This is a genomic window from Novacetimonas hansenii JCM 7643, from assembly GCF_000964405.1.
Classification (GTDB): Bacteria; Pseudomonadota; Alphaproteobacteria; order Acetobacterales; family Acetobacteraceae; genus Novacetimonas; species Novacetimonas hansenii.
This window is the reverse complement of record NZ_BANE01000353.1, coordinates 1-13,480: the sequence shown is the minus strand read 5'-3', so window position 1 is coordinate 13,480 and position 13,480 is coordinate 1. Positions and strand designations below refer to the sequence as shown.

Below are 13,480 nucleotides of genomic sequence, written 5' to 3'. Positions count from 1 at the left end.
TTTGAATGCGTGCCTTCAAACAGGTGAAGATGCTCGTAAAAACAGTAAACCGGAGCATTTTCATCGAACCGGTTTTCGGTAGAAATGTTCTAGAACTGTGCGGAAACAGTGCCGAAATACTGCCGGGGCGCCCCCACAAACAGCGTCGGGTAATCACCTGAGAGCGGATAGCCCTCGATCCCCATGCCACCCACATAGGTCGTATTGAAAAGATTATAGACACCAAAATTGACCTTAAGGTTTTTGGCAAATCCGATATGGCCAAAATTATAGGTCGCGGAAAGATTAGCCAGCCAGTAAGCTGGCACATAAGTATCGTTCACATATGAAAGTGGCCGACGCCCTGTATAGGTTGCGCTGAACGTAGCGCTGGCATTTTTATAAGTATATGTGGCGTTTGTTTTATACATAAACTTCGGATAAGCAACCTGATGCTTACCTTTCAAGCTAACATACTGCCCTTCATATTCAATGCCACCTTCGTACTGTGCATCATTATAGCTAAAGCTGTTAAATATTTCCAACCCCTTGACCGGACGAAATGTCACCGAAACATCAGCCCCATTCATGGTCTCCTTACCTGCATTGGTAAATGTACTATAGGGCTGGAAAATATTGCCAGCTTCCGTGCTGACCAGTCTGTTATAATAATCCACATGATAAAAATCGACTGTTGCAGACAGGTGCTTGGCATTATACCTGTAACCGACAACATAATCCCATGTACGTTCAGGCCGTAGTGAATTCTTGGTCTCGTTGAAAACCTGCTGGTTGGCATCCGTCCATGCCCCACCATTGGGCATATTCCATGGATAGTACGTATAAGCACGCATGTTTTCTGCTATATCGAAATATAATTCATGGTGCCTGAGAAAGTTATAATTCATTGAAAAATGTGGAAGGAATGCATCTGCCGCAGTCAGGTTCCCACGAGGCAAGGCACTGGCACCAGTATAGGCGGCATTATTATAACTTGCGCCACCATGCGTGGTCTGCAACATGGAACGGAAACCCGCGCTGACTGTCAGGTTATGCAGGATGTGATATGTATCTTGCAAGAAGAACTGAAATGTATTCGTATTATATTCATCGTCAAATTCTGTTGTGTATGGATTGACATATGGTCCCATGGAACTGATTGGCTGCCCCTGCCCTAACAGGGGTTCGCTATACAGACGGGCTGGAAAGCTGTTCCAGTTATTTTCATACCAGAACCCGGCCTGAATATGGTTCGATGCAATATCATATTCAAAAGACTGTATGCCACCGATCCGGCGCATGCCCATATGGCCTACATACTGGCTCATCGGGGAACCATTGGGGGAAGGGATAGCTTCCTCCATTTCATAATTACCGCTGGAAACATGGGCGTACAGAATTGTTTTTTCCGTCAGACGTGGCGTCAGGTGAAATTCCGCAATAAGGGCAGAAAGGAAATTCCGCTGTTTCTGCCCTGCATCATTATAGGTTGCACTGGATTCATCCTGCACATTCCCCAATTTCTGAATATTGGAAGAATATATCCCCTGTGCTGCGGCATAGGCTTCAGCATAGTTCGGGTACAGGTAATTCAGGTTACCACCCAATGTCTTCAGCATATTCAGGCTTTCTGCCATGTAATTATACTGGTCGAGTTCGGACCAGTCGAAAATGGCAGTGACCTTACCGACATCATGAAATGGCTGAACAAGCTTGAAATTGACCTGCTGGGCAAGCTGATCGCCATAACCTTTCCATAAATTATTGTCCGTTCGGGCATAAGACGCATAAAATCTGGTTCCCGAAGCATTCAGCTTGCCACTATCTACCCTGGCAAACGTGCGGAAGGTGTGATTGCTGCCGAATGTCTGCGATACGCGCCCACCAGCCACCTCGTCTGGATCGCTCGTGCGATAGGTCAGTGCACCACCAAGGTTCGTTGTAGAAGGCGTGCTGAGCGCGCCCCCACCTTGAGACAGTTGCATGCCGGCAATATTGTCCTGAATCTCAGCCTCATTAATATCAAGGCCATTATATTGCTGGAATCCCTGATCCCCCATGGGAATGCCATCAAGCGTGGCACCGATCTGGCTCTGGTTGAAGCCACGGATATAAAGCGTATTTGCGACCGTATCCAGGCCAAACGGGTCATCCGATGCAAAGCTTACGCCCGGGGTTGTGTTGGCCAGTACAGCAAGCGGGCTGGTGCCCGGAACATAAATATCCATCGTCTTACGAGACACGGCCTGCTGCGAACCCCGCGATACGTTGTGCGCCGTGGAAACCTTAAGCACTTCAGGTTCCGACGATGGCAGGGCCACGTGACCCGTGGACTGGGTCCTGGATTGGGCCGTGGACTGGGCTGTCCCCGTCCCCGCATGTCCCGAAAGCTTGATATGGCGCGGTCTGGGCGCTGTCGTAGTCTCTGCTGTACTCTGGGCCGCGTGGCTGCTTTCTACTCCCAACCCGATAACAAGGGCGGGAAGAGAAAATGCGCATGATAATGCACAAGTCAGATGATATCTGTATTTAAGTATATACATAAACCTGCCCCCTTTTTCCATGCCATGCACATTCTCGGCTTCAAGATATATTTTTAAAATCCACCCTTGATCCATTTATGGAAGTGGGCATTCGAACACCCCATATAGTGCGCATCAATACAGAAAGGATCATGGAGTCACGTCATTCACAAAGTAAACACCGTCTGGAACGGACGCGAATACTGTTATTTCCAATTTTTGTTTGGGGAGGAAAAGTGCAGATACTTCGACGATTGTACTGGCAGGACGATACGGCCCCACCCATTCGGACAGCAATGCTGCATGGGCAGAAAATTCAGCAATATCGGTGGTATAGATAGTCCAGCTTAGCAGATGCTCACGCGTCAATCCATCAGCCTTCAGACAGGCATCCAGCGTGGCCAGCACGAATTCAATCTGTCCTGCTGCATCATCTTCCCCGATGACCTCCAGGTTCTTCAAGCCGCCCTTGAGTGGAGCAACACCGGCATAATGAACCATATTACCGAACCTGACCGACTGGGAAAATCCCATCGCGTCAAAGACATCCGCATCAAGATAACCAATATTCGGCGTTGTGCGGGTGATATTGCAGACGCTCATGATTTGCTACTTTTCACAAGATCGGCTGCCTGGGATGACGTCTGACTTTTCTCCCCTATGGACGAAGTACTGTGGACTTCATGCGGCATGTTATCGCGCACAATCGTCATCGGATCTTCAAAATCACCAACATAACCCAGTGCGAAACAGCCAGTCTGGTAGCCCATCAGTTTCAGCAGGTCATCAGGCAGGGTTTTCGCAATTTCAAGCGGTGTTGTAAGATACTGGTTTTCTTCCTGCCTGACCCATCCGACAGCATAGGTAATGTTAATGGCCTGACGGATTTTGTCCGATATATTGGCACCGGCACCATGCCAGACCTTGCCTGTATAAAAGAGGGCCGAACCACGTCGCATAACCGCAGGAATAGCTTCACTGTCATCATATTTGGTACGATCGTCCAGATGACTACCCGGCACCACACGGGTTGCCCCCATTTCTTCTGTATAATCAGTCATGGCCCACAGAATATTACACTGCACATCGTAATCAGCGGGAAAAGGAAAGAAATCCCATACGATCTGATCAAGATGAAGGGCCTGAGCCGGGGAACCCGGAAAGACGCTGATGATCTGCGTCAGATGCAATTGTACAGTTGTCGCCTTGTGCAGAAACTGTTCCGCCACTTTTACAGCAGTAGTATGCATGACAAGTTCACGCGCTGCGGGTGAACGTGCGATCAGGGCGCCCGTGCGTTTTGTAAGTTTACCAATAAAATTATCAGCCCCATACAGGGTATGGTCAATATAAGGCTGCATTTCCGCAGTGACCCTGTCCATCAATTGTGGCGATGCAAGATCATCTACAATCGCGTAGCCATATTTACGCAGCGTTGCGACCACTTCTTCTGGTGTGGCCGTAGGAGGAAGGTGAATGGCTTCCATGATCGTTTCCCATTTGGGTTGTGACTGGAAACCAGCGTGCGTGGGTCAGGGGGAGTTTTCAATCCATCTTTGGATCGATTCCGAAAGGAAATAACAGTGACAGCCCCCCGAAATACCATCATTTTGCAAAGCCACAGGCGCATGAAACGCAATTCGCCTCGCATGTCGCAGATGGCACGCAGGCCCTGCCCGCAAACAGGATGCCTCCTGTACAAGCAGGGGCATAGCATCACGCTGATCCGTCCTGTTTTACATAATGGCGATCAGGCATACTCTGCCCCTTCGGATGCCGACTGGGCCTGATGGGCGGAGAGGGGCTATGGCACCTATAAAGAAGGCAGATTCGCGACAGCCGTCGGACAAGGTGAAGGCGCAGCTTTCACGTGTGATCGATGCCGACGCCATCAATGGTCTGTTCAGGGGAACCTGATGAACAGAGACAAGGCAACCCCAGGGACCAGTGCGCCAATTCACCCCGTCGTCATGAAGAAGGGGTGAATGCCCCCATCGAATGGATAGATGCTCAACGCCCCACTGCTTCACACGGTCATTGCCGCCAGCGTCAGGCGGGGCGCACTATGGGGAGAAATCCAGAAATAGCCTGATGAGATCATGATATCCGAAACACCATCCCCGTCAGGTAGTCCCCCCCGATTCCAGAATTTCAATCGGGGTACGCGTATAGAAAAACGAGGAGACAGCCCCCACAAGTAACAGGCCGCTTGCCACACAAAAGGCGGCATAAAACGTGCCGGTTCTTTCCACAATATAGCCCGTGACAATGGGCGCGACCATCCCAACAGAGTTTGTAAAGGTCAGGGCGAGGCCAAAGGCGGACCCGATATACCGTGACGGGACCAGCAGATCGTTCAGTAACGCCTGGTTCGCCCCGGACCCGGCACGCACAAACCCCAGCGCCAGACCAACCCCAACCACCACGGCCATTGCACTATTGGCCTGCGGTATGATCATCACAAGGAATGCGGAAATCACAAAAAGAACCGAGGTCACGACCCGGTTTGAAGCCGTGGTCGAACCATAACCACGCGACAGATAGGTGATCGCCACGCTCAGGATGACGGAAATTGCCGCGGCGGCAAGGTAGGTTAACGAAGCATCGAAACCGGCAACCGCCATATTCAGCCCGAATTTATGGTTCATATAGATGGGAAGCCAGCTTACCATCAGGAAATTCATGTAATTACCCGAGGCACCAGAAATCACGATCCCTGCGAAAGACCGTTTGCGCAGGATCGCCAGCAATTGCAGGACTGATGGACGCGGCGGCGCGGCTTCATCCGCCGTGCCCACATGCACAGCCACACGATGGTCCCTGTATCGGACCCACCAGACCAATGCCCATACAAAACCCGGCAATGCCAGGATGACCGTCGCCAGCCGCCAACCGTAAACATAGGTCAGCGCACCGGCCACAGCCGTGCCGAGGGCAAGCCCGACCTGCATGCTTGCCATGAAGACAGTAAACAGCACCGGCCGTTCCCCCGATGACGACAGGCGGTTGATAACCGACGCCCCGATGGGAAAGGTAGGGGCCTCCCCCACACCCAGCAGAACCCGCGAAACCAGCAGGTTGCCATAACTGCCGCCCAACGCCCCCGCAACCATCGCCAGTGACCAGAAGGCCACGGAAAGGCTGCCCATGATGCGGTTTCCGTATTTTTCCGCAAGGACGGCGCTGGGAAAATTCAGAAGTATATAGATCCACAAAGAAGCCGACAGAAGCCACCCGACCGAAGATGGGGAAAGATGGAACTCCTGCGAGATCAGCGGCATGCTGGCTGAAAGCGATGAACGATCCGCGTAATTCAGCGCACACATGACCATGATCATGAATAGGAAAAAGTTTCTTTTCTGCTTCATCTACCCGCGTACCCGTCTGGGGGATGCCTGAAAACATTCCCCCGGACAAAAGAAAATAGATATTTCACGATATAAATTTATGAAAAAGACCTTGAATTCAAAAGTCTTTTCAAAATGCGAATTGACAGGATCAAACGCTTCGTGATGCTTCACGCCATGACGGATAATGCGCATCGGCATAGGCTTCGGTGATATAGCCATACCGGATATCGCGCCTCACGCATTCGGCAGGGCGTTCGGCAGGGGCACCATACCCGCCCCCTCCGGCCATCTGGATGACAAGGCGATCCCCAGCGGGTACGACCGCACTGCCACGTGGCGGCAGTGACGCGCCAGAGGCCAGCGACACATGCCCCTTTCCCCCCGGCAGGCCACCATCGCGCCCCCGCGCGGGATAGATCGTGCGATCATAATTGGGGGAAGTGGCAAACGCGACGTTCTCCCTGCTTTCGATTTCCACAACCTGCCCCAGGCCACCGCGAAAACGCCCTGCCCCACCACTGTTCACCGCCAGATCCTTTCGGGTCACGACAATCGGCGCCATGGTCTCCAATATCTCCACCGACACATTCCTGATGCCTGATGGAAACGCCGTGGCCGACATCCCGTCCTGATGGCCCTGTGCGCCCATTCCACCGGCATTAAGGCTGATGAGATTGAATGTCCTGCCCAATGCATGGGTTTCGCCTGGCACAGCAGGGACAAGGCCCGGCCCACCGGAAAGCACGATGTTCCACAGGCTGGATGAACTTTCCGCGGGAACGGCCATGCCCGCAATCGCGGAAAAGCAGCCCATGACCACATCAGGCAGCAACTGCCCCACGGCCCCCCGGCCCGCAACCGGGGCAGGATGGCGGGCATTGAGGAGGCTGCCATCAGGGGCAGAAACCGTCACGACCGAAAGGCTGCCAGCATTGTTCGGCACATCAGGATTCACAAGCAGCTTCACGCCATAGGCGGTATAGGCCTCGGTATAGCTTAGCGGGACATTGATCCCGATACCCACGCAATCCGGGACATCCACATACGCGACATCAATGCCCTGTTCGCTGATGGTCACTTTCGCGCTGAGTGTAAAAGGTGCGCCAAACCCATCGACGGTCATGGAGTTCAGGAATTCCCCATGTGGCAGGGCCTTTATCAACTCCAGGCTGGCATTGCGTGAGGTCTCGAGGATATAGTGCCCGGCCGCGTGAAACGTCTCGTGCCCGAACGTTTCGATCAATTCGACCAGAAGGCGCGCGCCCAGGTCGTTGCTGGATATTTCGGCAAAGATATCGCCCAGGACCTGCCCGGACTCCCTGACGTTCTGGCGGATGATGGCGATCACATCGTCATTGAGGCGCCCGGCGCGACGGATCTTGAGGATGGGCAGGAACAGGCCTTCCTCATATACCTGTGCGGCCCGCCCGAAGACACCGCAGCCCCCGATATCCACGACATGCAGGGTGCAGGCGAAAAACGCGACAAGCTGACTGCCGGCGAAAACCGGCGTCACAAGGACAATGTCATTCAGATGACCCGTTCCCTTCCACGGATCATTAAAGATGAAGGCATCCCCCTCTTCGATCTGTGCGGGGGAAAAGGCGTCCAGGACATGCATAACGCTTTTGGCCATGGAGTTCACATGCCCCGGCGTCCCGGTGACGGCCTGGGACAACATGTTCCCCCGTGCATCATAGATCCCGGCGGATAGATCCCCCGCCTCCCGCGTGGGGGCGCCAAAGGCACACCGGACCAGGGCATGGGCCTGTTGCTCGGCAATGGAAATCAGTCGGTTCCAGATAATCTGGTAACGCACGATATCCTGGCCGCGCCGGGAAGCATCTTGAGACATGCCAGCTACCTTCATCAAATATTTCGAGTAAGAACAATATCGCCAGAGATGTCGCAGATCGCCGAGAAAGAAGACGGCACAACGGTTGTCGTATCCGGGTCGATAATCAGAAGCGGCCCGGGATAGGTCGTCCCCTCCACCATTGCCTGTCGGCCAAGCGCATGCCCGCGCTGCGGCCCATCAACGGTTTCAAGCGTCACCTCGACCGGATGTTGCGGCCCCACGGGAATGTCTTTTGCAAATTCGATCTGGAAATGCCGATCCCTCAGGCCACCATCGCGCTCTTCGACATGGACGCTGAATCCGGTGATCTGGATCGCCAGATGCGCAAAGGAGATATTGTAAATCTGCTGATATTTTCGTGTAAACAGATCAACAAGACACGCATGGAGTTCATCAGTGGGCACATCCTCGGGCAACGCAATGGTAATCTCATGCCCCTGCCCCAGATAACGCAGGTCCACAAAGCGCTGCACGCGCATCGCGCCATCGCCCACCGCTTCCTTGATGACAAGGCGTCCCTCTGCCTCAAGGCGCGCAAGTATGCCGGCAATTGCGGTGGGATCGGCGGCGTCCAGGTCAATGATCCGGGCATGCGACACCTGATAGGCCGCGGGCATGCGCAGAAAACCAATGCATGAACCGATGCCCGCGCCACGCGGGATGATGACCCGCCCAATTCCCAGCTTGTCCGCCAGAGAAGCCGCATGCAGCGGCGCGCACCCCCCAAAGGCGATCAGGATGCGCTGCGGCAGGAGGCTGCCCTGTTCCTGCGCATGGATACGCGCGGCACTTGCCATATTTTCATTGACGATTTCATCGGCGCCAGAGGCCGCAACCTTTGGCGCAAGCGCCTGCGAGGATGAAAATGCCCGTGCAAACGCCTCTCGCGCGGCCTCCACGTCAAGAGACAGCCCGTCATTGCCAAAATAACGTGGGTTCAGACGACCCAGCACCACATTCGCATCCGTAACCGTGGGAAGACGCCCGCCCTTGCCATAACAGGCCGGACCGGGCGTGGACCCCACGGATTGTGGCCCCACCGTAATCCGGCCGATCCGATCAGAGGAGACCACCGACCCACCGCCAGCGCCGATTTCGACCATTTCAACCACGGGAATGCGAACTGGAAAGCCACTTCCCTTCATGAAACGATATTGCCGATCCACCTCGAACACGCGCCCATAACTCGGCGCGCCCCCATCAATCAGCGCCAGCTTCGCCGTGGTGCCGCCCATATCGAACGACAGCGCCTCTGCCTCGCCACGCCGTCGCGCGACATGGGCGGCAAGGATCGCCCCACCCACCGGGCCACTTTCGACCAGCCGGATGGGAAAACGCCGCGCCACGTCAACAGAGGTCAGGCCCCCGCCCGAATTGACAAGGAACAGGGGACAGTCAAACCCCCGGCGTGTGATTCCTTCGTAAAGCAATTCCAGATAACGGCTGACGAGCGGTTGGACATAAGCATTCGCACATGTGGTGATGAAGCGGTCATATTCGCGTATTTCGGGGCATACCTCAGAAGAGAGCGAGATATACAGATCCGGCAGGCTGGCATGCAGGATATCGCGGACCTTGCGTTCATGCGTGTCGTTGATGTGACTGTGCATCAGGCAGATTGCGACGCTCTGCGCGCCCATCTCCCGGATCGCCGGGATCAGGCGACGTACATCCTCTTCGGAGACTTCGGACCTGACGCTGCCATCCGCGTGGATGCGTTCACATATCGTAAAACGCGCGGGGCGGGGGATGAGGGGGGCGGCTTTCGCACTGTGGATGTCATACTGGGCATAGCGATGTTCATAGGCAATTTCGATCACGTCGCGGAATCCCTGCGTTGTGATCATTGCGGTTTTGGCGCCCTTGCGTTCAATCAGGGCATTCGTCGCCAATGTCGTACCATGCAGGATGGAGCGGACATCCGATGGCACGAGTCCAGCATTGCGAAGGGAGATTTCAATCCCCCGCAACATCCCATTTTCCGGATGCGCAACATCCGTCAGAACTTTCGATGCGAAAACATGATTTCCGTTTTCTATTGCAATATCGGTAAATGTTCCGCCGATATCGACAGAAATTCGTGCCCCTGGCCCCGCCATAATAATGTCCTTTGGAAATAAATGCGTCAGAATGTGTACGAAGCCCGCACGTAATACATCCCGCCACTGAACCCGAATGGGGAGTAATAGGAGTATTTCGTAACATAGGACTGTGCCTTGGCGGCCCAGCCGGGAATCCTCGTCGGGTATTTGTTCCCCAGGTTATACGCACCCACCGTCAGCATCAGTTTGGGGATCACACGGTAACTGACCTCCATATTGGTCAGAAAGGCCGGGCGTTGTTCAAACGGCGCGATGCTTACACCTGCGGCGGGACTGCCAAGGAACAGCGTAGAGCCATAACGTTCCTCCTGAAGGAAGACGCGCCATTTCCCATAATTCCAGGTTACATTGACATTTTCACGGTTTCGCGGCGCAGTCCGCAACAGCAGCGCCGTCGAATATCCGTTGACAAAGGACAGGCCATGCGCGGCCGCAGCGGCCGGGGTCTTGTTGATGCTGCGGACCTCGTTATCCGTAAAGTTAAGACCGATGCCAAAGTTGAAATGACCGACATGCCGGGTGAACAGGTCATAACTTGCGGTGAAATCACCGCCCCAGGTATTGGTGTTCAGGGCATTGGTATAAAACTGCAAGCTGTTGGAAGCACTATCGCCAAGCCCGTACATCCCCATCAGTGATGATATATACGACCCCGAAAGGGTCGTCGTATCCATCAGCCGGTTATTGATGGCGATATAGTACAGATTCCCCGAATAATGAAGGTTGGGGATCAGTTCCCCTTCCGCGCCGATCGTAAAGCTTCTTGAGGATTCGCCTTTGAGCCTGCCTGCGCCCAGCGCATTGGCGATCGCATGATTGGCCGGAAGCTGGTCGATCTGATAGGTGGGGAATGGGTCGATAAAGTAATAATGTTCCTGCCCCAGGGTCGGTGGCCGGTATCCCGCATTGATGTTGGCACGCAGAGCGATACGCTTGTTAAAGCCATAGCGGGTCCCGATGGAGCCGGTTTCGACTGTCGCAAGGCTGCTGTAACTGGTGGCGCGACCGCCAAGCGTCCATTCCCATTTGGAGGTTACAAAGAAATCAAGGTTCAGATATCCATCGAACGTATCACGTGAAGTATTGTTCGCCGCAAGTGGCGACGTGCCGGGATGATCGGCAGCCCCCGGCGTCAGCCCGTTTCCACCATTGGCCCATGACTGATACTCCCCCGCTGTCATCTGAAAGGTGTCATGACGATATTCGGCACCGAAATTCACGCGGATATCACGCGGAAGGAACGTTGTCCTGATCGGGCGCGACACCCGAAGACCCGCAGTCAACTGCGAGGAAATATTCGATCCGTCGTCAAAATTCCTCTTTGATGCCAGCCCCAGCGACGGATTGTCCGTATGCTGCATATTATATTGCTGGTAATCGCGCCCGTAATTGACATAGGTGTCCCACGCGAATTTTTTATATGTTCCCTTGATGCCGTTATCGACTTCAAAGTCATATTCATCCATATCGAGATAGGGTTGCATTCCCGTCGGGTAATAGGATGCAATCACATTGGATGTCTGGCTGACGGGTCGATATGCCTCCGCCACATTGACACGCCTATGGGAAAATGTATCCGTGCTATAGAAATGTATCGCATCGGTCAGCGGAATTTCTATATTCGCGCTCAGGTTTTCCAATGTGCTTTTGGGCAGGCCCAGGCCACGTTGCACATCCTTGTTGAACCCGGCTTCACGCGGGTCCTGCGATCCATCGGCAAGGAGCGGAAATTCATTCCCCTGTAATTTTCCGCTGTTATTGGTTGGCAACTGGTGTTTGACCTGAAAGGCAAGATGCGCAGATCCACCCCGATGGCCGATTTTCCAGCCATAATCCCCATATCCGTCAATGGCCTGCCCATCGCCCTGGTAATAACCACTATTTTCAAAATTGATCGTACCGCCGGACACATCGCTCTTCAGGACGATATTGATCGCGCCCGCAATGGCGTCCGCGCCATACAGGGCGGTCGCACCTTCGGTAATGACCTCGATATGATCCACCGCGCCAATCGGGATCAGGGACAGGTCGGCCGGTTCACTTCCGACATTAGGCCCTGGATTGACGTTGAAATTCGCACCGATATGACGCCTGTGACCATTCACAAGAATAAGTGTCTCGTCAGGTGAAAGCCCCCGCAAGGCGATGGTCTGCGTGAAGGCCCCGCCCCCTTCTCCGTTATGGGGGGGCGAGGTGACGGAAGACACCATCTGGGTCAGCGCCTGCGTCAGGTCCGTCTTGCCCGTTTTCATCAGATCATCGGCCTTGATGATAATCACCGGGGTCGTACTGTGGGGATTTGTGCTGGGGGAAAGAACGGAATTCCCCGGGATTCTGCGTGAATTGACACTGATATCCTCGGCTTTCGCCGACACGATGCCTGATGGCGCCTTCCCCTCATGCAGTGCGATCCCAGATGAAGCCGCAGAATGCGCCGCCGAAAGGGGGGCCGGACGGGTGGCCACGCCTGCATTGCCCTGCCGCGCCTGCGCATAGGCGTGCGTGTCTTTGGTTTTTTTCGCCAGTACAGACGACGCAACCACCGTCTGCGCAGATGCGGATATCGGTCCCGAAAGCAGCGTCGCAGCCACCAGGGCGGATGCAAAATGCGATGATCCCCATTGTTTCAGCACCGGATTGCCAATACCCGACGCGTCATGGGCACGATCATGACATGAGCGCGCGATGGTCGCGTGTTGAATGAACGAAGCCAGTTCCATCCGTCCACCCTTTGGGGAAAGGCGGCTGCATTCAGAAGGTCGGCTCATGACGAGAACCCGGGCACAAAATGCATCTCTATATAACTTTCTAAACGAGTGGATTTATGGAAAACACACCTTTAACGAACAAATATCAGGATTCATTTATTTTACAACTATGTTGTATAAAATTATGTATTACTATTATTTATAGTTAAATGTAAGCGCACGCGCCCTTCCCAATGATGTCCATAAAATGTCCACCCGGATGAAAACATCGATGTTTTTGAAAACCCCTTACCAGAAAACACGCACGCGGTTTCAGGATGACTGTGCCTGGCGCAGGCATTCATGCTGCCTTGTCCGCCTTGATATCTTCTTGATATAATCAGGTGTTTTATTTCCACACCCTGTTCCGGGCGATGGGCGAGAAGACCATTTCACAGGAGAAACCGGATGGCGCACTGGATATTAGGCGACCCCGTAACCAAATTCCGCAATGACATGACACCTGTCGAACGCCGCGCAGCGGTCAATGCGCTTGGTCTTGTTGCCGTGCGGGCGCGGGCGACACAATTGCAACATGAACTCGAAGCCCTGGCGCAGGAGATCGCAGCCTTTCCCACCACACCCCTGATGCAGGACGCGGCACAGGAAATCCGTAATGCCGCCTCCACCGTCGAAGAGGCACACCACACCCTGCTGGGCGGGATGAATGACCCATCCGTAAGAGGGGCCGCAGGGTAATACAGAAAATCCGGGCAATGACCCGGCACCATGTTGCAGACAAGGAAGGGTAATGGAGAATATCCTCCCTGTCTGACACCAACAGATTTTCGAAAAAGGTCGCCTTTTCGAAAAAAGGCGACACCCAAAACTTTTACCGCCTCATCACTTAGATGACTGTTTGAAAAGTCAGGCTTAACAATATCCTGAAATTATAAAGGTTTTTGGTGAAGCTTTTTCCAAA

At 53.9% G+C, this 13,480-nt stretch carries 8 protein-coding genes; 1 reads left to right on the top strand and 7 read right to left on the bottom strand.

Features of this window, described 5'->3' with window-relative positions; genetic code table 11:
• Positions 1 to 89 precede the first annotated feature (89 nt).
• The 7 genes from B7G66_RS16530 to B7G66_RS16500 all read right to left on the bottom strand — a co-directional run bounded on the left by B7G66_RS16530 (position 90) and on the right by B7G66_RS16500 (position 12,579).
• A complete protein-coding gene (locus B7G66_RS16530) occupies positions 90 to 2,273 on the bottom strand; it encodes a TonB-dependent receptor domain-containing protein (protein ID WP_225578771.1) in 2,184 nt (727 codons plus the stop codon).
• 378 nt (positions 2,274 to 2,651) lie between these two features.
• Positions 2,652 to 3,104: a RidA family protein gene (locus B7G66_RS16525; RefSeq protein ID WP_003622186.1), complete on the bottom strand. Its 453-nt coding sequence runs from the start codon at positions 3,102 to 3,104 to the stop codon at positions 2,652 to 2,654.
• A complete protein-coding gene (locus tag B7G66_RS16520) occupies positions 3,101 to 3,988 on the bottom strand; it encodes a phytanoyl-CoA dioxygenase family protein (protein WP_040511118.1) in 888 nt (295 codons plus the stop codon). Before B7G66_RS16520 ends, B7G66_RS16525 begins: the two co-directional genes overlap by 4 nt.
• A gap of 636 nt (positions 3,989 to 4,624) precedes the next feature.
• A complete protein-coding gene (locus B7G66_RS16515) occupies positions 4,625 to 5,869 on the bottom strand; it encodes an MFS transporter (protein ID WP_080545479.1) in 1,245 nt (414 codons plus the stop codon).
• Positions 5,870 to 5,999: 130 nt separating this feature from the next.
• Positions 6,000 to 7,706, bottom strand: coding sequence for a hydantoinase B/oxoprolinase family protein (locus B7G66_RS16510; protein ID WP_003622177.1), 1,707 nt, complete (start codon positions 7,704 to 7,706; stop codon positions 6,000 to 6,002).
• 14 nt (positions 7,707 to 7,720) lie between these two features.
• The gene (locus B7G66_RS16505; RefSeq protein WP_048859420.1) at positions 7,721 to 9,808 is read right to left on the bottom strand and encodes a hydantoinase/oxoprolinase family protein; all 2,088 of its coding nucleotides are present in this window, start codon (positions 9,806 to 9,808) and stop codon (positions 7,721 to 7,723) included.
• A 26-nt stretch (positions 9,809 to 9,834) separates the two neighbouring features.
• Positions 9,835 to 12,579 (bottom strand): TonB-dependent receptor plug domain-containing protein, encoded by a 2,745-nt coding sequence (locus B7G66_RS16500; protein ID WP_225578770.1) that lies wholly within the window; start codon positions 12,577 to 12,579, stop codon positions 9,835 to 9,837.
• Positions 12,580 to 12,966: 387 nt separating this feature from the next.
• Here B7G66_RS16500 and B7G66_RS16495 point away from each other — a divergent pair, with 387 nt between their 5' ends.
• Positions 12,967 to 13,257 (top strand): hypothetical protein, encoded by a 291-nt coding sequence (locus tag B7G66_RS16495; protein ID WP_003622170.1) that lies wholly within the window; start codon positions 12,967 to 12,969, stop codon positions 13,255 to 13,257.
• Positions 13,258 to 13,480: the final 223 nt, after the last annotated feature.